13 protein-coding genes are annotated in these 25,047 nt (G+C 70.5%); 4 read left to right on the top strand and 9 right to left on the bottom strand.

Annotated elements, in window-relative coordinates; genetic code table 11:
* Position 1: 1 nt before the first annotated feature.
* From AC0699_RS26945 to AC0699_RS26930, 4 genes are all read right to left on the bottom strand, one after another.
* A complete protein-coding gene (locus AC0699_RS26945) occupies positions 2–10,669 on the bottom strand; it encodes a LamG-like jellyroll fold domain-containing protein (RefSeq protein ID WP_478664978.1) in 10,668 nt (3,555 codons plus the stop codon).
* Positions 10,670–10,904: 235 nt separating this feature from the next.
* On the bottom strand, positions 10,905–11,543 hold the full coding sequence (locus AC0699_RS26940; protein ID WP_478664976.1) for a BMP family ABC transporter substrate-binding protein: 639 nt from the start codon (positions 11,541–11,543) through the stop codon (positions 10,905–10,907).
* The gene (locus AC0699_RS26935) at positions 11,540–11,833 is read right to left on the bottom strand and encodes a hypothetical protein (RefSeq protein ID WP_478664975.1); all 294 of its coding nucleotides are present in this window, start codon (positions 11,831–11,833) and stop codon (positions 11,540–11,542) included. Before AC0699_RS26935 ends, AC0699_RS26940 begins: the two co-directional genes overlap by 4 nt.
* 174 nt (positions 11,834–12,007) lie before the next feature.
* A complete protein-coding gene (locus AC0699_RS26930; protein WP_478664972.1) occupies positions 12,008–12,772 on the bottom strand; it encodes an N-acetyltransferase in 765 nt (254 codons plus the stop codon).
* A gap of 103 nt (positions 12,773–12,875) precedes the next feature.
* Between AC0699_RS26930 and AC0699_RS26925 the strand changes: the two genes are divergently transcribed.
* Entirely contained in the window at positions 12,876–13,478 is a 603-nt protein-coding gene (locus tag AC0699_RS26925) for a Type-2Aa cytolytic delta-endotoxin (RefSeq protein WP_478664969.1), read from the top strand.
* A gap of 158 nt (positions 13,479–13,636) precedes the next feature.
* Here AC0699_RS26925 and AC0699_RS26920 read toward each other — a convergent pair whose 3' ends face one another.
* From AC0699_RS26920 to AC0699_RS26910, 3 genes are all read right to left on the bottom strand, one after another.
* Complete coding sequence (locus tag AC0699_RS26920; RefSeq protein ID WP_478664966.1) at positions 13,637–17,002, bottom strand: hypothetical protein; 3,366 nt, start codon at positions 17,000–17,002, stop codon at positions 13,637–13,639.
* 89 nt (positions 17,003–17,091) lie between these two features.
* Positions 17,092–17,862 (bottom strand): HNH endonuclease family protein, encoded by a 771-nt coding sequence (locus AC0699_RS26915; protein ID WP_478664961.1) that lies wholly within the window; start codon positions 17,860–17,862, stop codon positions 17,092–17,094.
* A 26-nt stretch (positions 17,863–17,888) separates the two neighbouring features.
* Positions 17,889–18,755: an SCO6745 family protein gene (locus tag AC0699_RS26910; protein WP_478664959.1), complete on the bottom strand. Its 867-nt coding sequence runs from the start codon at positions 18,753–18,755 to the stop codon at positions 17,889–17,891.
* Positions 18,756–18,855: 100 nt separating this feature from the next.
* Here AC0699_RS26910 and AC0699_RS26905 point away from each other — a divergent pair, with 100 nt between their 5' ends.
* Positions 18,856–19,431, top strand: a complete 576-nt coding sequence (locus AC0699_RS26905) for a TetR/AcrR family transcriptional regulator (RefSeq protein ID WP_478664957.1) — start codon at positions 18,856–18,858, stop codon at positions 19,429–19,431.
* 196 nt (positions 19,432–19,627) lie between these two features.
* Here the strand turns inward: AC0699_RS26905 and AC0699_RS26900 are convergent, their stop codons facing one another.
* The gene (locus tag AC0699_RS26900) at positions 19,628–20,017 is read right to left on the bottom strand and encodes a cupin domain-containing protein (RefSeq protein WP_478664955.1); all 390 of its coding nucleotides are present in this window, start codon (positions 20,015–20,017) and stop codon (positions 19,628–19,630) included.
* The gene (mfd, locus tag AC0699_RS26895; protein ID WP_478664952.1) at positions 20,014–23,568 is read right to left on the bottom strand and encodes a transcription-repair coupling factor; all 3,555 of its coding nucleotides are present in this window, start codon (positions 23,566–23,568) and stop codon (positions 20,014–20,016) included. Before mfd ends, AC0699_RS26900 begins: the two co-directional genes overlap by 4 nt.
* A 192-nt stretch (positions 23,569–23,760) precedes the next feature.
* Between mfd and AC0699_RS26890 the strand changes: the two genes are divergently transcribed.
* Complete coding sequence (locus AC0699_RS26890; RefSeq protein WP_478664950.1) at positions 23,761–24,291, top strand: SigE family RNA polymerase sigma factor; 531 nt, start codon at positions 23,761–23,763, stop codon at positions 24,289–24,291.
* On the top strand, positions 24,284–24,799 hold the full coding sequence (locus tag AC0699_RS26885; RefSeq protein ID WP_478664948.1) for a hypothetical protein: 516 nt from the start codon (positions 24,284–24,286) through the stop codon (positions 24,797–24,799). Before AC0699_RS26890 ends, AC0699_RS26885 begins: the two co-directional genes overlap by 8 nt.
* Positions 24,800–25,047 lie beyond the last annotated feature (248 nt).

Genomic DNA, 25,047 nt, shown 5'->3' with positions numbered 1-25,047 from the left:
GCTAACCGTCCTCTCTGTTTCCCGCGCCGCGATTGCATGGAATGCATTCGACGCGGACTCCCCGCTGATAGTCGTCGATGACCTCTTCCCTAGTGGTACCCGAAGGGAATTTCCGGTTGGTCCAGGACTCCGGGAAGTGGCCACCATCCCATTCACCGGCCCGGCCGTCGCCGTTATGCGGGTTTCCGAAGACGACACCGACGCATTTCGGTCCACGCCGCTCACAGAGCTTACCCGCCTGGCCGTTGCGGGTCGTCACCGTCTGGGCGTCGTCCCACGCGTCCCTCAGCGTACCGACGCGGAAGCCGGCGCGGCTGGTGGTGTGCCCATCGGCGTTGGTACCGGAGACCATGCCGTCGGCATCAGGCGTACCCGGCTGCACCCGGTCTGGGTTGGCCGCGAAGCGTCCGTTGCCGGAACTCCGCCACTGACCGCGCGCGTCCGGCGCAGCCGCAGCCCCGATCGGGCACGCGGCGTCCCCGGAACCACCGTTGTTGTTGTGCACAAGGATGGCCGTGTCGCCTGCCGCCACGTGGTACGTGTGCAGGTCCTCGATGCTCAGGTCGTATGTGACGCGCAGTGCCGTGTACGACTTGACCTTGAGGATCGTCGTCGGTGCACCCGCGTCGCTCTGCAGCTTCTGGCCCGCCTTGAGGTCGCCGGCCTGGGTCCAGGCATTGCGGCTGGCCTCGTAGAACTGGTGGTGCTTGGTGGTCTGGATCGTCTTCGGACCCGACTTCGTAGCCACGACGACATCGACGTAGTCACGGTCCGTCTTGGTGACGATCACCGCCTTGACCCGGTGCTTCTCCTTCTTCTTCTTGCCGGGCTCCGCCGTCAGGACGTAGTCCCCGACCTTGATCTCGGCGATCGGTTTGGTCATGCCATTGGCCATCAGCACACCGGTCGGACCGGTGAAGCTGTGCGGGGTGCAGCCCTTGCGGCCGAACTTGCTGGCCGCCGCGCCGAAGATACCGCCGACCGCAGCGCCCACCACCGTGGCCTTGGCCACGCCGCTGACGCTGCAGCCCTCCTCGCTGTTGGCGCAGGAGACGCCATAACCGACAGCGCTTTCCGCAGCGCCACCCGCAGCGCCCTGGGCTGCGCCCTGGGCCACCTTGCCACCGACGCCGGCCATGAGTCGGCCGGCCGCTCCGGCGGCGAAGCCGCCCACGGCGCCACCGACAGCACCGGTGGCCAGGCCCATGCCGACGGAGCCGAGGAAGCCTCCGAGCGTCTTCGGGCCGTCACTCATCATGTAGCCGACGCCGTTGGCCACGGCACCTGCGAGAGCTCCGCAGGCGATCGCACCCGCACCGGCCGTGAGGGCTGTACAGCCCGCAAAGACAGCGACACCGGCAGCGATCGAGGCGATGTCAGCGGCGTGATGCTTGACCCAATTGGCGCTGGCTTTGGCCGCCTTCTTGACGGCTCTGCCGACCTTTTTGGCTGCCTTGACCACCTTCTTGGCTACGTGTTTGACCGCCTTGGCGACCTTCCGCACGGCCTTCTTGACGTGCTTGACGACCTTGTGGACGTAGCGCTTGACCCGCTTGTACGTGCGTTTGACGTATCTCTTGACCTTGCGGACGCTGTCGCGCACGTACCGCACGGTCTTGCGGACCGCCCGGTAGGCCCTCCGGGCCACCTTCCTGACCGCACGCTTGACCTTCTTGACGGCCTTGCGGACGGCCTTCGCGACCCGCTTGACGGCCTTCTTGGTCTTCTTCCAGGCCGACTTCGCGACCTTCTTGACCTTCTTGGCGACCTTCTTGACGGCCTTCTTGATGAAGTCGAACCAGTGACCGGTCGGGTCCACACCCGTCATCGGGTTCTGGTTGGCGTACGCGTACCGGTTCGCGTTCACCGACTCCGGCAGCGGGCTGTTGCTCACCGTGTCGCGGCTGTTGAACTGGCCGGTCTGCGGTGAGTACCAACGCGCGGCCATGTTGACCTTGGCCGTCTCAGGGTCGGTCCAGCCGGACTGGTACCCCAGGCTGCCGAGCATGCCGGCCGTCTGGAGGACCTTGCCGAACGGCGAGTACGTGGTCGAGCCTGTCAGCGCCTCACCGGAATCGGTGAACTGACCGATCACGTCCATGTGCAGGTCCGTCAGGGCCAGCACCGCCGTCGTGCCCGTCTTCACACCCAGCAGCGAACCGTCCGCGTCGCGGCTGTAGGACGAGACACCGTCCGAGGCCACGTCGTTGCCGGCGCCGCTGTACTTGAACGAGAACAGCTCACTGCCGGTCTCGTCCTTGGCGTTCAGGACACGGTCCATACCGTCGTACGTGTACGTCCGGTCGCCCTCGCTGATCACACGGTTGAAGGCATCGGCCCTGACCGCGGTCGAGACACCGCCCTCGTCCGTGACCTGACTCATCGTGCCGCGAGCCGTGTACAGGTACGTGCTGTGCCCGTCCGACGTGAGCCGGTTGCGGGCGTCGTACGTATACGTGTCGCCGCCCACGCGGGTCCGGTTGCCGGACGCGTCGTAGCCGTAGACCTCCGTCGCGGTCCCGTTGTTCCAGGACGTCAGACGGTTCGCCCAGTCGTACGTGTACGTGTTCGTGGACGCGCCCACGACACCGCTCGTCGTCTTCGACTTCTCGTTGCCGTTCTCGTCCCAGGTGTAGTTGATCTTGGAAAGCACCGCACCGGTGGGCGAGGTGAGCTTGTCCTCGGTCAGCTGCTCCAGGGCGTCGTACTGGAAGTTCCGCTTGGACTTCCCGGCGCCGTAGTCGATCGACGAGACCTTGCTGTTGACGTCGTAGTTGTAGGTCATCGCGGAGCCGGTGACCCCGTCGTTGACCGTTCTGAGCCGGCCGGCGGTGTCGTACCCGTAGGTCGACGTGCCGGAGGCGTCCGTCCGCGAGGTCATCGCACCGTCGCCGTTCCAGGCGAAGGAGGAGTTGCCCGACGGGCCGGACGTGGTCAGGAGCTGTCCGCGGTCGTCGTAGGTGAAGGTGTTCTTGTCCTCACCCACACCGGCCACGGCCGTGATCCGGTCATCGGCGTCGTAGTCGTAGGTGTGGTCGGTCGTGGCGACCTCCGCACCCGAGCCGACCTGACGGATCAGACGGCCCTTGACGTCGTACTCGTTGCTGATGACCACGCCGCCCGGGGAGCGCGCCTCCTTGGGCCGCCCGTTGGCGTCGTACACCGTGGTGAAGGTGCGGTCCGCAGCGGCCGGATGTGCCGGCGTGGACGGCTCGATCAGGGATTCAGGCATCCCCCAGCTGTTGTAGGTGGTGATGAACGGATTGCCGCGCCCGTCGGTGAAGCGCGTCCGGTTGCCCGCCGCGTCGTAGCCGAAGGTCGTGGTGATCGACTCGGTCGCCGAGACCGGCTGCACGGCCTGGGTGATCAGACCCGAGGCGTCCGTCGTCAGCGTCGTCGTGTGACCGCGGTAGTCGGTCACCGTCACCGGGTTGCCCGCACGGTCGTACGTGGAGCTCATCGTGCGCAGCGTCGCTCCGGTCGCGTCCAGGTCGCTGGTGGAGACCAGCTGGCCGAAACCGTCGTACGTGTTCTTGGTGCTGGTGTTGTCCGGGTCCTTCGAGGTGAGGACCTGGCCGTCCATGTCGTAGGTGAACGTGGACTTCTGGCCCGCGCTGTCGGTGACCTCGGTGGTCTCGCCGATCGCGTTGTACTTGTACGACTCCGCGACGCCCGTCGGGCTCACGGTCCGGGACAGCTCGCCGCCCGGAGCGTTGTACTCGTTGATCGCCGTGAACGCCCGCTGCGTCGGCTGCCGCACGATGTCCGTGCTGGTGAGCTCATTGCCCAGGTAGTCCCAGGTGCTCTCCTGACGCGCCCCGTTGGGCCGCGTCGCCGACAGTTGGTCGCCGTTGGTGTCGTACGTGTACTGCGTCGTACCGCCACCCGGCTCCGTGACCGAGGCCAGATCGCCGAGCTGCGTGTACGAGTAGGTGGTGCGGTTGCCCAGCGGGTCGACCTCCGCCGTGACCTGGCCGAGCTTGTTGTACTCGTTCCAGGCCGTGGCCGTGATCGGGGTGCCGCCCGGCGGGGTGTAGTTCGGCATTGTCGTCGAGGACTCCTGGCCCTCGGCGTCGTAGGCCGTGACCGAGACATTGCCGAGCGGGTCGGACACCTCGGTGGTCTCACCGAACGTGTTGTAGCCGGTCATCGAGACAGGACGGACAGAGACCGGGGTCCCGCCGTTCTGCTCCGCGTTCACGGCGGGCTCGGTGACGATGGTCTGCTGGGCAGCCTCGTCGTAGCCGTAGTCCGTCGTGTTGCCGTTCGAGTCGGTCATCGACAGCGGCAGACCACGCTGGTCCAGCTTCCACGTGGTGGAGCGGACAGAACTGCCCGCCGCCGGAAGCGTCCCACCGTTCACCGCGGACACCTGCGACGCGCTCAGCGCCTCGCCGTAGACCTGCACGTCCGCGATGCCACCCGGCCAGAAGCCGTCGTACGCGCCCGCGTACTTGACCCGGCCGATCTGCAGCTTGCCGTTGGCTGCCCAGACCGACGTACGGTCGTCGGTGCCCTGCAGGACGCCGTTGACGTACAGCGAGATCTTGCCGGTCGACTGGTCGTAGACGGACGTCAGATGGGTCCACTGGCCGGTCACCGGGGCAGCGGTGGAGTACACCAACTGGTCCCCGAGCACACCCGAGGCGTCGTCACGGGTCGGGAAGCGGATGGCCCACTTGTTCGCCGACTGGACATAGCCCAGGTAGAAGCCCGAGTGGTAGGTGCCGTCCTGGCCGACCGCCGTGTAGTTCGACGAGGTCGAGTTCAGCTTGACCCACGCCGAGACGGTGAAGCTGCCGCCGGTGTCGACCGCGGGGCCCTCCGTGGTGCCGTAGGCGTTCGCCGTCCCGTTGAAGACCGCCGAACCGCCCTTCTCGGTGGAGCGGGTGACCGCGCTGCCGAGAGTGGCCTTGCGGTTGCCGCCCGAGGAGTCGTTGGCCGTCAGGCCGCTGGTCTCGTCGAGCTTCCAGCGCGCCACCGGAGCGGTGGTGCCGTCGTGCACCGTCTGGCCCGTGACGTTGCCGAGGTTGTCGTACGTCGTGTCCGACGTGCTGACGTCACCCGTCGCCGGGTCGGTCTCCGACTCCGAAATGGCGTTGTCGTCCGGGTCGTAGGAGACCTTCGTGGTGCGGTTCACACCGGTCGGGTCCAGCACGGACGACGTGACACGGTCCGCCGCGTCCACCGCGAACGTTGAGGTGGTCTGGCCGTCGTTGGTCACCTGCTTGATCAGGTTCCCGGCCATGTCGTACTCGTTGGACTGCTCGGTGAACTGCTTGCCGTTCGCCGGGTCCTTGCGCACCACACTCGCCGACAGACCGTCGTCGGTGTAGGTGTACGCCGTCACCCAGCCCATCGCGTCGGTGATCGACGCGAGCCGGCCGGCCGGGTCGTACGCCCGGGACTCCTGGACCAGCGTGGTCGGAGCCGACGGGTTGTGCGGGTCGCCGGTGTAGTTCAGCAGGTTGGTGGTGAGCGGACGGCCTTCGGCGTCGAAGGTGTAGGTGTTGACGGTCCCCGCGGGGTCCGTCTCCTTGACCTTGTTGCCGTAGACGTCGTACTCGAACGACGTGGTGTCGCCGCCCGGGTCCGTCCTCGTCGCCACGCGGTTGTACGCGTCGTACGTCATCGACGTCACACGCGAGGCGTCACCACCGGTGAGGTCGGCGACGGTCTGCGAGAGGACGTTGCCGTCCGGGTCGAACACCGTGGTCGACTTGGCCTGGTGCACCGCACCCGTCACGCGGTTGGTGACCGCGGGGCTGGTCTCGGTGGCGACCTGGTCGTTCTTGTCGTAGGTGAAGGTGGTCGTCAGCCCGCTGGGCTTGGCGTCCGATATCTCGGTCTCGGTGATCTTCCGGCCGAGCGCGTCGTACGTGTACTTCACCTTGGCGCCGTTGGCGTCGGTGATCTCGGCGGGGTCACCGTTGGCGAAGTAGACGTTCTTGGTCGTCTTGCCGCCCGGTGTGGTCACCGTGTCTACCAGACCGGCCGGCGCCTTCGCCGTGCCGCCCTCCGCCGCCGGGGTGGTGGTGGTGGTGTAGGTGGTGGAGGCAGTCCGGCCGTTCGGATGACCGGCCACCGGCGGGGTGGTCACCGAGAGGAGGTTTCCGCCCGCGTCATAGCTGTAGCTGGTCAGATAGGTGTTGTCCGTCGGACCCGTCGATCGGGCGTCCCGCTCGGTGAGGAGCAGGTCGTTGCGCGGGTCCATCGCCGGGAACGCCGTGGTCGCGTCCGGGTAGTACGTGTAGTACTCCGTGGCGCACCTGCCGGCCGCAGTGTCCTGGCAGTCGGTCTGGGAGACCGTGTTGCCGCGGATGTCGTGGCCGGTGATGCTGCGGTTGCCGTTGGCGTCGGTCACGGTGTGCTGGAAGCCCGCCGTGTCGTAGCCGTACGTCGTCCGCTTGCCGTTGGTGTCGATCGCGGCCAGCAGACGGTTGCCCATCTCCGCGTCGTACACGTACTTCAGCGTCTTGTTGGTCGGGTCGGTGAGCGTGACCGTGCGCACCGGGGCGACACCGGAGGACGCCTTGTACGCCGACCAGTGCTGCTCGACCTCGTCGGCGCTCAGCGGGTGACCGTACGCGGCGACCTCGGCGATGGAGCCGTTGAAGAAGCTCACGTCACCGGGAGAGCTGTACCAGTACTTGCCGAAGCCCGCGCCGACGAAGGTGCGGGTGTTGGACTGGTCCTTGGCGGCACCGCTGTAGTCGGCCTGCTTGACGCCGTCGACGTACAGGGTCTGGGTGCTGCCGGAGGCCGACAGGACCGCGTGGTGCCACGTGTTGTCGTTGACGGCGGCCGTTGACCCGAAGGCGGTGCTGCCGGAGCCCGAGACGCTCCACCAGTGACCGTGCAGCTTTCCGTCGGCGCCCACATACAGCAGCGGGTTCCACGAGCCGGTCGGCGTGGCGCCGGTCGGCAGCTGCGACTGGTCGGAAAGGATCACACCGGGCGAACTGGTCTTGAACCACAGCTCGACGGCGCGCTCTCCCGAGCCGTGCCACGGGTTGAACGGGATCTCCGCGTACGACGACGTTCCGTTGAACTGCGCCGCCGTCACATCGCCCGCACCGAACGGACCCGCCACACCTTGCGTGACGGTGTTGTACGTACCGAAGCCGGTGTTCAGTTCGTTAGCCGCCTGCGGTGCGCCGAGGGTGTCGTCCAGGCGCCAGTAGCCGCCCGGGGCGGAGCCCATCACGGCCGACCGGTACACCTGCGAGGAGCCGGTGACGGTGGCCGGGTTGAGCTTCCAGGTGCCGCCGTCGCCGTCCGTGGCCTGCAGGACCAGGTCGTCGGTGGTGCCGTAGACGACGGACGACTGGGTCTTGCCGCCCGGCGTGGTGATCTTGTTGAGCAGGCCCGCGGACCGCTTGGCGGTCTGGTACTGCGTGGTGATCACCGAGGGGTCGAGCGGCTCGGAGTAGATGGCGACCTCGGCCATCTGGCCCGTGTAGTGCCCGAGCTGGTCGTTCGGGTTCATGGACGGCCAGCCGTCGGTGTTCACACCGGCGCCGAGCGAGATGTAGGGCTGCACCCAGTCGTTGATCGTGCCGGGGAGGTTGCCCTGGGAGACACCGTCGAGGTACAGCGTCTGGCTGTTGGCCACACCCGTGAGGACGGCGTTGTGCCACTGGCCGTCGGTGACGGTGGCGCCGGACGTGATCGTCGACATGCAGCCGGGCGACATGGCCAGGCAGCCGCGCAGCTTGCCGTCCATGCCCACGTACACCGCGGGGGTGTTCTTCGTCGTGTTGGCGACCGGGTTGGGGTCGCTCAGCGGCTTGTCACCGTAGTAGAAGAGGACACCGCCGGCCGTGGTCGTCTTGAACCACAGGGACACCGTCATGTACGACGGCGTGGCGCCGGGGGCGCTCGGCATCTCGACGTACGAGGTGGTGCCGTTGAAGGTGGCCGTCTTCTGCGTGGAGCCGGCGAGGACGGACGAGCTGCCCAGGGTCACATTGCGGTACGTGCCGTTGTACTTGCCCTGGTTGGTGTCGACCGTGTCCTTGGCGACGGTGCCGGACGTCTCACCGAGCCGCCAGTACGCGAACGGGTCGGCGTCCAGCACCGTGGTGCGGTAGTGGTTGCCGGTGGCGTACGTGTACGTCGTGCACTTGGTCGGATCGCCGGGCGGGCAGACCGAGGTGAGCTGATCGCCCGAGTAGCCGTACGTCCAGAGCTGCTCCGTGCTCGTGTCACCCGGGGTGGCCGGGTCGGTCTTGACCGTCGAGACGTGGTAGGTGCCTCCGGTCTGCAGCGCCCAGGCGAAGGTCAGGGACCGCTTGGAGGTGTCGTTGGTGATCTTCGACAGCCGCTTGTTCGTGTCGTAGGCGAACGTCTCCGTGCGGCCCGCGTAGTCCTTGATGCTGGATATCGCGTACGTGCCGGCCTTCGCGGTCGCCTGCTTGAAGGCGTATTCCGTGAAGTCCTTGTCCGTCATCGCGTATCCGCCGGTCACGGCCTGGAGCCGGGCGTACCGGCCGAGCGGGGGCACGAAGGTGCCGTCGGTGTTGCGGCCGAAGGCGACCTGCTCACCGCCCGGGTAGGTGATCACGACACTGGTGACCGTGCCCGCGCCGTCCTTGACCTCGGCGGCCTTCATGTCGACGACCGTCGACCAGCCGGCTCCGAAGGCACTGTCGACGCGCGGGTCGAGGCTGTTGTAGGAGCGGTCGATCTCCAGCGAGGGGCCGACCACCTCCACGTCGGCGTCGGTGTCCTCGGTGGTGTAGTTGCCGTCGCTCGGGTCGAACTCGTGGCCGTCGGTGTTCATGGCCAGGCCCGAGGTGACCGGCGGCTGCGGCACGGCGGTGGTGAAGCGGCTGGAGTACGTCACTTCCTCGTAGCCGTCGCTGACGGCCACGTACCACAGGTAGTTCTTGCTCCACTTCAGCTTGCCGGCCGGGATCTTCCAGTTGCTCTTGGTGAGAGCACCGGAGGTGGCGACCGGAGTGGTGCTCTCGCTGTCGGCGTCGTACACCTCGTAGGTGTACGTCAGCGCCGTCTGCGGCCACTTGTCGGCGTCGCTCGCGTAGACGAGCAGCTCGGGCTGAAGGGTGTTGGCCTGGAAGTTCTCCGGCGGGTACTGGGCGTTGACCTGCGGCTTGGTGTTCGGCGCGTAGGTCAGGTCCAGCGACGGGCGCCAGCCCGCGGTCGCGGAGTTGTCCGAGTGGAACTTCTTCCAGTGCAGCCCGTCCGAGGTCGGCGCGGTGATCGCGAGACCGTAGTTGGCACCGCCGGTGGCGACCTGGGTGAACCAGCTCGTGCCGAGTGTCACCGGCATCTTCACACCGACGTCGGTACCGCCGTCGGTGTTGGAGCAGGAGGCGCCGGGCGCGGGCGTGGCCGAGCCGATGGCCGCTCCGTAGGTCGGGCCGGGGTAGCTGGTCACGCCGGTCGGGGTCCAGGACTGCGTCACCGGGTGGACCGAGAAGTCCTGTGCGGTGCAGGTCGCGGACCAGAGCGCCCAGACGTTGAGGGTCGCCGCGGAGACCTTCTGCCCGGCGAGGGTGGTGCCGAGCGAGGAGAACTGCAGGAAGGAGTTCGCCTTGTTGGTGCCCGAGTCGTACGAACCGATCTTGATCTGGTTCTCGGTGGAGTGGTCACCGGAGATCGTGTTCTGCGTGTACGTCGAGTTGCTCGCCACGATGGTCGGGTCGACGGTGACCGGGTAGACCCGCTCGGGGGCGTCCAGCCACTCCCGGTCGGCGGTCAGCCGCAGCGCCGGCTCGCCGTCCACGGTGATCAGCTCGTAGCTGACGGCCCTGGACTGCGCGGCGTCGCCGGAGCGCCGGTCGATCTTCGAGTCCTCCATGTAGGCATGGGGGATGCTGGCGATCACCTTGCCGTCGGCGTCGGTGAACTCCACGTCGCCGTCGGCCGCGACGCGGGGCGTGAGGCCCTTGACGTCGAGCGGGAAGACCCAGGAGTTGGCGGCGTCCTTGCTGTGCAGGACGACGTTCTCCTTGAGGCCCTCGGCGAGCGGCACGAGCTGCACATCGGTCTCGGGCAGCACACCGGGATAGATGACGGTGCCGTCGGCGGCCACGGTGGGCGTCGCCTTCGCGGAGCCGCGGAGCGCGTACGCGAGGCTACGGCCGTCTCCGAAGTCGACGGAGACGAGCTGCTGGTCGGCGGCGTTCGGGGCGAACTCGACGTCGAGCGAGTTGGCGCGCTCCTGAAGCCTGCCGTCCTTGTCCTTGACCAGCTCGGTGTCGATCGGCTTCCACGTGCCGTCGTCACCCTTGAAGTTGGTCCGGCCGGAATAGTGCCGGATGGTGGTGGACCCGTCGGCGTTGACGTAGTAGTCCGACGTCGCCGTGGACTTCTTGGCGTCCCGCTTGCTGGTCCTGGCGTCGAAACTCTTCGCCGTGCCGGAGGCCTTGCCGGTCGTGGACGTACTGGTCCGGTCCTCGGCGCGCTTGTACGCGTCGAGCTCCCCCTTGCCCTTTCCGGGCTTACGGCCGGAGCCGCCGTCGGCGCTGGTGGCGTCGGAGGAGGCGACGTGGCTCTTGCCCCTCGCGGTGCCGTTCTGCTGGTCGGGGGTGTCGAGCGGGGACTTGTTGGCCCAGTCCCACAGGCCGGAGAGGGACAGCTCGGGCATGCTCAGCGCCGGCAGCGTGGCCCCCGTGGCCGCGGCTGTCTCCGTGGTGAGCATGAAGGAGAAGGAAACAAGGACGGATAGAGCCGTAGCCCTCGCTCTGCGTCTGCCGGTACGACCCGGCGGGAACAAGCGAGGGCTGCGGACCCAGCGAACGCGCATGGGCAAGCCTTTACTTACACGAAGCCTACAAAAGCTTCGTGAGCCTGCCCGATGACCGCACAAGAGTTCCACTCAAGATCGGCCTCTTTAGCGGATCTTTACCTTCCGAATGGAACCCGATGCTTGCTTGTCATGATTCGGATGCTTTGACGGCCTGCCTGATGACGTCCGCCACCGATGACTTGAGCCCGTCCCCCTGCTTCGCCACCGTGAGATTCCCGCTCTTCCCGGCGGCTGCTCCGGAGCCCGCAGCCGCGCCCGACGCTCCGTCGACCACGACGAAGCGCACCTTGGGATGCTGCTTCGCCCCGGCCCTGGTGACCTCCACCTGAGGCGCGCCGACCGCCAGCACGACATCGCACTGACGCTGGACGAGGCTGTTGAAGAACGGACGGGCGTTCTCCGCCGACTGCGGCCCCATGACCGGCACATAGTTGACCCGGGCCCGGGTCTCCAGGGAGGCCTGCTGCATGCCCTCCCACACCGGTGCGGCCGGCGTACCGGCCGCGATGCCCTTCTCCCCCGTCAGCAGACAGGCGTCGAATTCCTTGTACTGGCGGGCCCTGGGGTCGGGCGGCCCGGACTCCTCATCGCCGGCGAACAGCCAGACGCCGACCAGCCCGAGCACGATGACGGCGGAGCTGCCCGCGGCCCAGGCCGCGCGGCCGCGCAGCAGGCCGGGCGCGGCGGCCAGCCACTTGCCGACGCGCGCACCGACGCCGGAACCGGAGGTCTTCGCAGTGGTACGCCAGGTACGCCGGGTCTTCATCGGGTCTCACCCGCCGGCGGTCTGACGAGCAGGCAGTGGAGCGCGGCGCCGACCGTGGCGAGGCCCAGCAGCAGGAAGTCCGCGGCGAACTGCCAGCCGTGGGTCTGAACCGGAGTGAGCACGGCCTGCAGCAGCCAGCCGACGGTGGCGGCGGTGAAGACGACCACGGCGGCCCAGTCGGCGCGGGTGCCCCGGCGGGCGGCGATGACGTACGAAGGAACCGCGCCCAGCATCCCGAGGCTCACCACCGGCACCGCCGCCAGCAGGACCCTGGGAAACAATCCGGGCACGGCTCCGCTCGTCGGTTGAACCGCACTCACGGCGGCGACGTCGGGCTTCACGATCGGCTACCTCTCGGGGAGCGTGCGTACGCGCAGCTCGCACACGTACACGAAGACGGGACGCCGTACGGTACATCCCGTCCCGGACGCCATCGACCCCGGGGCGCCCCGATCCGTCGTACGTCAGAGCCGGTGCCGCACCCACACATTGGGCTCGACGTACACGGCGTATCCGTGCCGGGTGGAGCACTGCACCGGGACCAGCGCTCCGGGCACGGTCACCGGCCCGTCCGTGTCGAACGGCAGCCCGGTCCAGGTGCGCCACTGCTCCAGGGAGCCGGAGACCGTCATGGAGGCCGGGGCGACCGCCTCGATCGTGGCGCCCGCGCGGACGTGGACGCGCAGCCACGGGTCGTGCGGAAGGCCGTCCGCCTCACGGGTACGGAAGGCGTACTCGGCCATCGGCGCCTCCGGCTCGAGGTTCTTGGCGCTCGGCCGGACCGGGGCGACGAGCTCCTTGAAACCGTGCGCGCGGGCGTTGTCCCGCATCGCGGCGACCATCACGGCGGAGATCCCGCGGCCCAGCATGTCCTTCGTCACGGTGATCTCGATCGCGCTCACGGTGTCCGGCGTCCGGCCGTGCCTCAGGTCGTGGAAGGCCCACAGCAGCGCCTGGTCCCAGCCGGTGTCCGGCAGCTCCCGCCGCCCGTCCACGTCCAGCTCGAACGGCACACTGAACCCCCGGGCCACGACGACGCCCTCGGGGTCGGTCGCAACCAGGACGAACTCGGGCAGCTCGGCGACGATACGGCCCATGTTCGCCCAGCCCACGGGGTCCTTCAGGATGAATTCCGGCCAGGTGTCGAGCATCCGCCACATGGGGTCCCGCAGTCCGGGGCGCTCGGCGAGCGTGGTGATCGTCAGTTCCGGGGTGCGGTCCGTGTCCATCGGGGCAGGTTAGCGACGGGCTCCCGGTCCCCCAAACGCTTTTCGGCCCTGGCCATACTGGCTCCGACCTGAGTGATCACCGCCGACACATCGAGGAGCACGCATGGCCGACCAGCCCACCATGGGGAAGAGCAGATTCAGGAGGGTCGCCGAAGTGGAACCGTCCTGCGCGGACCAGTTGCAGGCGATCGAGGACACGTTCCATCGGGCGATCGATCCGGCCGCTGGGGCCTTCGACTTCGGGAACGTACGGAAGGCGGCGGACACCCTCCCCGCCACTTCCCTCGTCAAGATCGTCCCCGCGTTCGGCCTCCAGGAGACGACACCGGTCTCCGTCATCGTCCTGTCGCTCAAGGAGTCCGTACGCCAGGCACTCTCACAACCGTTCACCAGTCCGGCCTTCTGGGAGAAGGCCGAGCACGCGCTCACCCGCGCCTTCACCGGCCTGGACGAACAGGAGGACGCACCGCACTTCGCCTTCCGCCAGGACAGCGGGGACGGCAGCACGAGCTACTTCTACAACCTGCTGTTCGCACTGCAGGGCGAGGAGACCGAGGGTTTCCTCTACGCCATGGCGTTCTGCATCGATGTGACCTTCGCGCTGGAGAAGGGCAAGGTCCGCTCCCTGAGCGTCGAGGACACCGCGCCGTACACGATCCGCCTCAACGCGATGACCGTGCGTCAGGACCTGCGGTCCGCGGCCTGACGCCCGTCCTGCGGGCCCTGGGGTCCCCGCCCTGAGCAGCGGGTCCCGAGTCGCTCCTGGCACTGTTGGCCGGTCCGTCCACCGGCAACAGGTCGAGCGGCGCCCACTCCCGTCTCACGTCCCGTCTCATTCGCGCTGGACGGTCACCGCCAGCCATCTCATTCGCGCTGGACGGTCACCGCCAGCGCCTTGTCCCGTACGTCGGCGGCCGGGTGCCGCCGCAGCGAGCGCAGTGCGGCCCGCCAATGATCGGGCCAGCCGAGCCGGCAGCCGAGCGTCTCCACCAGTCCGGCGGCGAGCAGCCCCGCGGCCGGCTCTCCCGCGGCCGCGAGCTCTTCGGCGGCGGCCAGCAGGGTCTCCGGGTCCCGGAGTGCCCGCCCGCCCGCGTTCCACGGCAACCGGGACGCCGTCGCGGCAGCCAGCACGGGCCGGTCGCGTGAAGCCTCCGCCAGTGCCCGCAACCGCTCGGTGAGGTCGGGCAGTCCGGCATCCAGGTCCACGAGCCGGCGGAGCAGATCGATACGGTCGGCGGCGAGGGAAGGCTCGTCCGCCAGCTGCGCGGCGGCGGCCTCCAGAACCGGCCGCGCCTCGTCCCCGGGCCGTGGGGGCAGCGCCCCCAGCAGAGCCGCCACCCGCTGCCGTGCCGGAAGATCGCGGTCCGCGAGCGCCTCGTACTCCCCCGCTCCGACGGCCGCGAGCAGTCCGGCCAGCGTTTCGTGGAACAGGCTTCCGGGAGCCGCACCGCCGAGGGGGTGCGGCAGCCCCGAGGCGGCCAGTTCGCCGACCGCCTGGGCGGCGCCCCGCCAGCCGGCCCGCCTGTCGAGGTCGGTGACGATACGGGGCAGCGCGCCCGCCGACTCGGGCGCGTACCCCGCCCAGCGGGGCAGTGCCCGCAGCCCGGCCTCGGCCACCTCCGTGCCCGTGGCACGGCACACCTCGCCCACCAGCCGCGCGTACCTGGGCCGGTGTGCTGCCGTGAGGGCCCAGGGTTCGGCCCGTACCAGCGACTGAAGCACCTGCGGGGCCCCGCGCGTGGCCTCGGAGAGCACCGCCCACGTCCCCTCCTCGGAGAGCAGCTCGGTGGAGAAGGCGACGACGGCGGCCTGCACGTCCGGGTGCGCGTCCGGCGCGCGGTACGCAGCGGCCAGCAGCGCGGCGGCCCGTCGCGGTGGCAGATGCCGGGCCGCCAGCCGGACAGCCTCCTTGCGGCTGGTCACCTTCACACCCTGCGTCGCGTTCAGCAACTCGCGCAGCCGCCCGGCCAGTTCGGTCGGCGTGGCGAACCGTGCGGCCCGGGTTGCCGCGTACACCGCGATCCGGGCGCGGTCGCCCCCGGCGTGGGCGAGCAGCGTCGGCAGGGCGTCCTCCGGGCTCTCCGTCCACGCCAGCGCGCCGAGCGCGGCTTCGGCGAGCACCACGTCCGGCGAGCCGGCGTACTGCAGCGCCAGCGCCTGCCCGTGCACCCGCAGCGGAGCGGCCGCCCTGATGGCGGCGGCCCGTTCATAGGCGGGCAGGGACGCGTCGGCGGCCGCGGCGGCGGCGAGGGCGCCCACTGCCGCCTGCTGCCGGGGCAGCCACCGGTCGGCGTACGCGCACACGGGCAGCGGCCTGCGGGTGCCGTGCTTCAGGAAGCGCCCGTACGGCGGGGTCTCGCCGATCAGGATGTCCAGCAGGTCGGTACGGCTCGCCGTCAGGATCTGCTGGACGGGCGGCAGAACGGCCGCCGACGGTTCGAGCGCGAGGATCCGGGCCACCCGCTCACGGCGGGTCGACGGGGCGTCCAGCCACAGCCGGGCCGCTGTCGCGAACGCGGCGTCGTCCCCGGACTTCAGGGCCTGCTCCAGCATCTCCTGGAGTGCGGGCATGCGGTGGGCCCGGGTGCCCAGCGCTGCGGTGAGTGCGAAGAGCAGACGGTGGTCGGCCTTGTGCCCGGCCGTCTCCAGCCAGGGGCGCAGGGCCTCGAAGACCTGGTGCTCCTGGCCGCGCCGCAGGGTGCGGTGGAGCGGCCCGAGATCGGCGACGCCCGTGTGCGCCACGATCCGCTCCAGCGTGCGCAACGCCCACTCCAGGAGCGCGGGTTCGCCGTCCACCGCGTGCTCGCGCAGCATCGCGACAGCCAGGCGGCGCACGGCGTCCCTGGTGCGGTACGAGCTGTCGCGGGCCTCCAGTGCGTCCTGCACGATCCGGTCGAGCTGCTCGGCACTCTCGGCGGTGAAAAGGTCCGGGCGCACGTCGGCGAGGGCTTCGAGGGCCGCGACACGGACCGGGTCCTGCTCGTTGCGCAGCCGCTGCATGAGGACGAGCAGGTCCTGCACCGCGGCCCGGTCGCCGGAGCGTCCCGCATTGGCGACCAGCAGCGGCCAGACCACTGCCCGGTCGCCTGCGTCGGGCCGCCGGAGCGCGGCGAGCAGTTCGGGCCGCGCCTCGGCGACGGGGCCGTACGCGAGCACGTCCAGGACGTCGGCCCAGAACCATTCCACCGCGTGGCCCCGGGACACCCAGCGGCGGACCTCGGCCCACCGGCGTTCGCGCGGCAGCAGACCCACGTCGGGCAGATGGCTCTCGAGCTCGATGCCGGCCGTCGCCGCGTCGTAGAAGTCGCTCCGGCGGCTCGGCGGCATCGCCTTGAGCAAGGCGGCGAAGTGGCCTGTGCGCCGGAACCACTGACGGCCGAGCGCGGGCAGGGACGGCGGGTCGGCCCGGACGAGCCGCCGCAGCACGGACGGTGAAAGCACCGGCTCGTGACGCTGCTCCTCCCGGTCCGGGGAGATCAGCCAGCGGACGGTGCGCTCGGCATCGGCGGTGACGAGTACGCCCAGCCGGTCCCGCAGCGGCCACGGCAGCGTGCCGGGGCCGTGCCGCTCCAGCAGCGCGAGCACGCGTTCCGGACGGACCGGAGCGACGGCAGCGACGGCCTGCGCGTACTGCTGCCACCAGGCCGCGCGCAGATGGCGTGGCGTAGCGGCGAGGTCCTGTTCGGCATGGTCGAGGACCGGGCCGGGGTGCCGGCGGGCGAGCCGCGTCCAGCACTCGACGGCGTGCGCGAGTTCGGGCAGCAGCCTGGCCACGAACTCCGCCGAACACGCCGGCAGCAGCCGGGCCGCCTCCCCGTCCCCCCACTCCTCGCGCAGACGCACCACGAGGCGCTCGGCCAGCGCGGTGCGCCGGCCGGCCGTCACGGCGCGGGTGAGCCTGCGCCGCGTCACCGAGGAGGCGTCGGTGTACGCCGCCTCGATCGCCGCGTCCGGAACCGGCAGAGTGTGGATGGCCCGCAGCGCGTACCCGCTCACCACGAGGTCCCGGTCGCCCAGGCGCGCGGCCAGGAACTCCGTCTGCCGCCCGACCAGTGCGGCCAGGGCCGCCAGCCGGCGCTCGTACGCCCCGAGGCCGTCGAGCTCCACCAGCACGGACGGCAACTCGCCGCTGAGGGCGAGGGCCTGGGCGCTGCGGGCGAGGTGCTCCAGACGGCGGGCGTGCGCAAGCGGCTCGAGGGCGGCGAGCAGACGTTCGACGGTGCGTGACATGACGGCGATTCTGCCGGGGGTCGTCGCCACCGGCACAACGCATTTCCGGGCGACGCCCGGCACAGGGCGGCCTCAGGCGTCGCACCGCCTCAACCGCCGCACTGCCGCAGCATCATTCGCTTGTCCCCCGCGGTCACCGGCATCTCGTACTTCACCGCCACCTGCGCGAAGCGGACCGCGTAGGAGCACCGGATCCCCTTGTCCGGCGGCAGCCAGGACGCGGGACCCGAATCGCTCTTGGCGCTGTTGGCCGGTCCGTCCACCGGCAGCAGGTTGAGCGGATCGTTGGCGATCCGCTCCCTCGTGGCGTCGGCCCAGCGGGCGGCGCCCATCTGCCAGGCGTACGACAGCGGCACCACATGGTCGATCTGTACGGCGGCGGCCTTCTGCTTCCGCCACTCGATGGTCCGGCCCGTGTACGGATCGTCCAGGGTCAGCTCGACGACGACGCAGTCGGATCCGGAGCGGTAGCGCAGGCCGCGGCCGTCGCGGGCGAGCAGGTCGTTCCGGGTGTCGCAGCCGTTACGGGCGAGGGGTACGCCGTCGGCCGTGTCCATCCACGCGTACCCGAACTCCCTTCGCGAGTACCCCGTCTTCGGGCCGCGGCCCTTCGTCGCCACCGCCTCGATCAGCTTCCTGGCCGCTGCCCTGTCCGCCTCGGACGTGAGCGGCGAGAGACCCGGCTTCGTACCCTCCGGGTTGTCGAGCGGGCTGACCGCGCGACCGGCCGACGGCCCACGGGCGTTGCCGTCGCGCGGAGAGTCGCCGCCGCCGTCGTCCGGTGTGCAGCCTGTGAGGAGGGCGGAGACCAGGGCGACGGCGGTCAGGAGGGCGCGCGGCGTACGTATCGAGTCGGGCACGCAAGGATCGTAGGGCCTGGGTGGCGTCACACCTTGCCGATGCCGAGCGTGGTCTCGCGGGGCAGCATTCCTGAGCCGAGGACCTCGAGCCAGAGCGGGCCGAGGAGGTCGGCGAGCCGGGTGGTGTCCTCAGCGCCGAGCGCCTGCCAGGGGGCGGCGGCCAGTTCGTCGGTGCGGCGCTCGACCTCGGCACGCAGGGCGCGGCCCGCGTCGGTCGCCGCGCCGTCGGCGTCCAGCAGCCCCCGTGCGACGAGCCGTTCGCGGGCGGCGGCCCACTCGTGCTCGCTCCAGCCGCGGCTGGTGAAGACCTCGGCCGGCGCCGCGCCGATCGCGGCGAACGACACCAGCGTCTCCACAGGGTCGAGTCCCGCGGTCATGAGGGCGGCGAGATGGCCGTCGCCGCGGTGCTCGCGCAGGATCGTCGCGGCCTGCCACAGCACGAGGTGCGGCTCCTCGGGCCAGGGCAGCGCGGCATTGGCGGCAGCGAGCGGGCGGCCCTCGGTGTGCACGGCCTCGGCCGCCCGGCGGGCGAGCACGGCGGCCTCGGCGAGATCGGGGCCGTCCGTCCGCTCACCGATGAGCGTGCGGTACGCCCGGTCGACGCCGCGCGTCCGGGCCGCCAGCACCCTGTCCGGTGCGGCGACGTCCCAGGCGGCGGGGATGTGCTCGGCGACCATGCGCGGGCTGAAGCTGTAGAACGCGGAAGCCACCTGACGGGCGCCGGGTGTGCCGAGGGGCGCGGCCCGCAGGGCGAAGTAGCCGGGCCAGCGCTCACCGGTGTCGTAGCCGAGCGCCTTTGCCTCCTCGAAGACCTCGGGCGCGTAGTAGACGACGGCGTGCAGGGGCTCCAGGAGGTGCCACATCTGGCGAATGCGTCCGTTGTCGATGCCCATGAGGATTCCCTCTCCGCGACCACCATGAATCTTGACGCTGACTAGATTGAGCTCCGCGACCGAACTTGTCAATGCCTAGATTGCGCGTAACCTGCTGACCATGACCACCGAGCGCACCTACCACCACGGGGACCTGCGACGGGCCGTGCTCACCGCGGCCCTCGACGTCATCGCCGCCGAAGGACCGGCGGCACTGTCCCTGCGCGACCTCGCCCGCCGTGCGGGCGTCTCCCATGCCGCGCCCGCGCACCACTTCAAGGACCGCGCGGGCCTGCTGACCGCCATCGCGGCCGAGGGCTACGGCCTCCTGTCCGCCGCCCTCGGCGAGGCGGAGGATCTGCGCGACCTGGGCGTCCGGTACGTACGCTTCGCCACCGCGCACCCGGCGCACTTCCAGGTCATGTTCCGCCCGGAACTCCTGCGTCCGGACGACCAGGAGCTCCGCGCGGCGCGCGAGCGGACGCGGAACCGGCTCCGTGCCGCGGTGGAGGGCTACGGCGACGACCCAGCCACCGGCTTCATCGCGGCCTGGTCGATGGCGCACGGCTTCGCGACGCTGCTGCTCTCCCACAACCTGGACGGCCCGCTGGACGGGCAGGACGCAGAGGAGACGTTCCGGTCGCTGACCCGGACCATGTTCGGTCCGGAAAAGCGGCGCGCGAGAACATCCGGATGACCGGGAACACCGGATGACGGGGCCCGACGGCCGGTTCTCCGGGGCCGGTCGGTCGATCCCCGGGCCCCGAAGGTCGATCCCCGGGGCCCGACGGCCGGTCTCACGGAGCGGGAGCCCTCATCCGCATTGCCTCAGCGGCGCCGCCACGCACAGTGGTGGGCGCGGGAGCCGACGTCGACCGGCCCGCAGGACGACGTCACCAGCGGCCCTGTTCCGGCCGGGCCTCGTCCGGGCTGTCCGACGGCCATGGCGGGACCGTTGCCGCAACGACTCGCAGTCCGTCCTGCCGGGCCCTGAACTGGAACGACGTGCCCAGCGGAATGGTCAGACAGATGCCGGACCCGAGCGAGGTGATCTCCTCGCGACCGTCCTGGCTCCGCCACATCTCACCGCCTCCGGATATGACGTACCAGACCTCCTGGACGGTGGCGTGGGACACCGCCTTGGACACCTGCCCCGGCGCGAGTTCGAACTGCGCGAAACTCGCGGCCCCCGGCAGAACGCACAGCGGCCGCACCGCCGCACCGTCCGGTGCCGTGACTTCTGCTGCCTCGTCGACCCTCATCGTGCTGAAGCGTGTCGTCATGACCCCAGGATGGTCGTCAGGAACTCACCCGTCCACGCGAGCAGTTCCCGGCCCACCACCGGCTTGCCGCCGATCTTGCCCGTCGTCGGGCGCGGCACCAGCACCTGGTGCACCGCCGGCTTGATCACCGAGCGCGGATGGAGCCGCTTCAGCCGCAGCTCCTGCGACTCCCTCAACTCCACCGGCGCGAAGCGGATGTTCTGACCCTGGAGGACGATCTCGCCGACCCCGCACGCCCGTGCGAGCATCCGCAGACCGGCCACCAGCAGCAGGTTCTCGACCGGCTCCGGCAGCTTGCCGTAGCGGTCGGTGAGCTCCTCCCGTACGGCCCTGATGTCCTCCTCCGAGTTGGCGGACGCGATCGCCCGGTAGGCCTGAAGGCGCAGCCGCTCGCCCGGCGCGTAGTCGTGCGGGACGTGCGCGTCGACGGGAAGCTCGATCTTGACCTCGAGCGGGGGCTCCTCCTCCACGCCGCCCTCGACCGCGGCGCGGTAGTCGGCGACCGCCTCGCCCACCATGCGGATGTACAGGTCGAATCCGACGCCCGCGATATGGCCCGACTGCTCGCCGCCGAGCAGATTGCCCGCGCCGCGGATCTCCAGGTCCTTCATCGCGACATACATGCCCGCGCCCATCTCGGTGTGCTGGGCGATCGTCGCGAGCCGCTCGTGGGCGGTCTCGGTGAGCGGCTTCTCCGGCGGGTAGAGGAAGTAGGCGTAGCCGCGCTCGCGGCCACGGCCCACGCGGCCGCGCAGCTGGTGCAGCTGCGAGAGACCGAAGTTGTCGCCGCGCTCCACGATCAGGGTGTTCGCGTTGGAGATGTCGATGCCGGACTCGACGATCGTGGTCGAGACGAGCACGTCGAACTTCTTCTCCCAGAAGTCGACCACGACCTGCTCGAGTTGCGACTCGGGCATCTGGCCGTGGGCGGTCGCGATGCGGGCCTCGGGCACGATGTCGCGCAGCCGGGCCGCGGCCCGGTCGATCGACTCCACCCGGTTGTGGATGTAGAAGACCTGGCCCTCGCGCAGCAGTTCACGGCGGATGGCCGCACCGAGCTGCTTCTCCTCGTACGGACCGACGAAGGTGAGGACCGGGTGCCGCTCCTCCGGGGGCGTCGTGATCGTGGACATCTCGCGGATGCCGGTGACCGCCATTTCGAGCGTACGCGGGATGGGAGTGGCGGACATGGTGAGGACGTCGACGTTCGCGCGGAGCTTCTTCAGCTGCTCCTTGTGCTCGACACCGAACCGCTGTTCCTCGTCCACGATGACCAGGCCCAGGTCCTTGAACGTGGTCTCGGAGGAGAAGAGGCGGTGCGTGCCGATGACGATGTCGACGGAACCGTCCCGCAGCCCCTCCAGCGTCGCCTTCGCCTCCGCGTCGGACTGGAAACGGGACAACGCCCGGGTCACGACCGGGAATTGGGAGTACCGCTCGGAGAAGGTGCCGTAGTGCTGCTGCACCAGCAGCGTCGTGGGGACGAGGACCGCGACCTGCTTCCCGTCCTGAACGGCCTTGAAGGCCGCCCGCACCGCGATCTCCGTCTTTCCGTAGCCGACGTCGCCGCAGATCAGCCGGTCCATGGGGACCGACTTCTCCATGTCCTCCTTCACCTCGGCGATGGTCGACAGCTGGTCGGGCGTCTCCACGTACGGGAAGGCGTCCTCCAGCTCGCGCTGCCAGGGGGTGTCCGTGCCGAAGGCGTGGCCGGGCGCCGCCATCCGGGCGCTGTACAGCTTGATCAGGTCCGCGGCGATCTCCTTGACCGCCTTCTTCGCGCGTGCCTTCGTCTTCGTCCAGTCCGCGCCGCCGAGCCGGTGTAGCGTCGGCGCCTCACCGCCCACGTACTTGGTGACCTGCTCCAGCTGGTCGGTGGGGATGTACAGGCGGTCGCCGGGCTGGCCGCGCTTGGCCGGGGCGTACTCGACGAGCAGATACTCGCGGGTCGCGCCCTGGACGGTGCGCTGCACCATCTCCAGGTAGCGGCCCACGCCGTGCTGCTCGTGCACGATGTAGTCGCCGACCTCCAGGGTGAGCGGGTCGATCTGCTTGCGGCGCCGGGTCGGCATCCGGGCGCCGTCCTTGCCCGCGGCCTTCTGGCCGGTCAGGTCGGTCTCGGTCAGGACGGCGATCCTGAGGCCGGGGTCGATGAAGCCGTAGTCAATGGAGCCGGTGGCGACATGGACGACGGACGGGGAGACCGCGTCCAGATCGGCATCGAGACGCGCCGCGATGCCCTCGCCGCCGAGGACCTCGACGGTACGGGCCGCGGGGCCGTGTCCCTCGGTCACGAAGACCGTGCGCCAGCCGTCCGCGAGCCAGCCCTTGGTGTCGGCGAGGGCACGGGCGGTGTCGCCGCGGTACATCTCCGGCGCGTGCATGCCCAGCTTCAGCGTGTCGGAGTCGCCCGCCGCGCCGGCGTCGGACGTCAGGGCTTCGTCGGCCGCGAACGGCGACACCGACCACCACATCATCCCGAGCTCGCGCGCCCGGTCCCGGATATCAGCGATGCCCCACAGCGAGGCCGCGCCGACGTCGATCGGGGCCTTGCCCCCGCCCGCGCTCGCCGCCCAGGACGCCTGCAGGAACTCCTGACTCGTCGCGACGAGATCCGCCGCCCGCGTACGCACCCGCTCCGGGTCGCACACCACGGCCATCGAGCCCGCCGGGAGGACGTCGAGCAGCAGCTCCATGTCGTCCACGAGGACCGGGGCGAGGGACTCCATGCCTTCGACCGCGATGCCCTCGGCGATCCTGCCGAGCAGTTCGCCGAGCTCGGGGTGGGCCTCGGCGAGGGCCGCCGCCCGCTCCCGTACTTCGTCCGTGAGCAGCAGCTCACGGCACGGCGGCGCCCACAGACCGTGTTCGGCGACCTCCAGGGAACGCTGGTCGGCGACCTTGAAGTAACGGATCTCCTCGACGTCGTCGCCCCAGAACTCGATCCGGAGCGGATGCTCCTCGGTGGGCGGGAACACGTCGAGGATGCCGCCGCGCACAGCGAACTCACCGCGCTTCTCGACCAGCTCCACCCGTGAGTACGCGGCGGCCGCGAGCCCGTCCACGACCTCTTCCAGATCGGCCGTCTGTCCGGTGCGCAGCGCCACCGGCTCCAGGTCCCCGAGGCCCTTCACCTGCGGCTGCAGCACGGACCGTACGGGCGCGACGACGACGCTGACCGGACCGGCGGTGGGGTCGTCCTGGCTCGGGTGGGCGAGGCGGCGCAGCACGGCGAGCCGCCGGCCCACGGTGTCGGAGCGGGGGGAGAGCCGCTCGTGCGGCAGGGTCTCCCACGACGGGTACTCGACGACCTTGTCCGGGTCGAGCAGCGAGCGCAGCGCCGCCGCGAGGTCCTCGGCCTCGCGTCCGGTCGCGGTCACGGCGAGCACCGGCCGCCCGGCCTCCCGGGCCAGCGCGGCCACCGCGAAGGGCCGTGCGGCCGGCGGGCCGACCAGATCGACATAGGTCCGGTTACCGTCCGTGGCCGCTTGGACCGCTTCGGCGAGGGCGGGGTCCTTGACTACGGCGTCGAGCAGACCGTGCAGGCTCATGAAGGGGGTTCCGTCCGGAGTCCAAGGGGGCGAGCAGGGGGGTGGGCAACGCGAACCGCCCGACACGTCGAACGGGCCGGGGGTCTCCAGGGTAAACCGCCGGGATTTTCGGTGCGCGGGTAAACCGGGGCGCTGTCCCGGGGCGTATACCGCGTGAGATCTCACCGCCGACCAGTACTACGGAGCCGCGAAGTGACCACCGAGGAGTTCGAGGAGTTCTACGCGCTTTCCGTGAAACGGCTGATCGGGCAGGTGTACCTGATGACCGGGGACCTCCATGAGGCGCAGGACGTCGTCCAGGAGGCGTTCGTACGGGCCTGGGGGCGGCGCTCGAAGCTGCGCCGCGACGCCGGGCCCGAGGCCTGGATCAGGACGGTCGCCTGGCGGCTCGCGGTCAGCCGGTGGCGTCGCCGCGGGCGGTCGGCGGAGGCCTGGCGGCGGCATCAAGAGGGCCGGGTTCCGGCCGCGCCGGAGCCGGGTCCCGGCACGGTGGCGCTGGTCGCGGCGCTGCGGCGGCTGTCCGAGCGGCAGCGGCGGGTGGCCGTCCTGCACTACGTCTGTGATCTGCCCGTGGAGCAGGTGGCGGCCGAGACGGGCATAGCCGCCGGAACCGTGAAATCGCATCTGTCCCGCGCGAGAGCCGCACTCGCGCCCCATCTCGACGATTCGATCGACCCGATCGACCCGATCGAGTCGATCATGCCGGAGGAGCACGGTGTCTGACTTCGACGAGCAGGAAGCCCCGCTGTCGGCGGCACTCAAGCGGGCGGCCACGGCGGGCGGGGCCCGGGCCGTGCCCGCCTCGGCCGCCCACGTATCCGCCCTGGGCGCGCGCCGCAGAGCCCGCAGGGCCGCCGTGGCGGCCGCGTCCGCGGTGTGCGTACTGGCGGGCGGTGCCACGGTCGCCGCGGTGCAGCTGACCTCGGACGGCCCCACGGCTCCGGCCGCGCCGCCCGTACCCGTCGACTCGGGCAACGGGAGGTCCCCGGCGCCGTCCCCGGGCAGCCCGAGTGGCTCCCCGACCGCACCCCCCACCCCGACCGTGCCGCCCACGTGGGTGTCCCCGACGACGCCGCCGTCGTTGTCGGTCCCGCCCACGGCGACGGTCCCGCCCACGGGGACGCCGTCCGTGCCTCCCACGACACCACCGTGGAACGGCGGTTGGTCCGTCACTCCCAGCGCCCCGCCGCCGGGTGACGCCACCGGCTCCCCCACCCCCGGCGACCGCTGACCGCGTTCCGCGGGAGCGACCGGGTCGTGGCCGCGGGCCGGTGCGAAACAGCAGCATCCGCGGGCCCGTTGCACCGTCAGGACCGCCGCGGGCGGGCACGTACCTCTGGAGCGCCGCCCGTGAATGACCCGGCCCCGGGGGGGGGGGGGGGGGGGGGGGGGGGGGGGGGGGGGGGGGGGGGGGGGGGGGGGGGGGGGGGGGGGGGGGGGGGGGGTGGGGGGGGGGGTGGGGGGGGAGGGTGAATGCGG

The organism is Streptomyces sp. NPDC043870, assembly GCF_056435785.1.
Note: the sequence above shows the minus strand (reverse complement) of the source record. Positions and strands in the feature narration are given on the sequence as shown.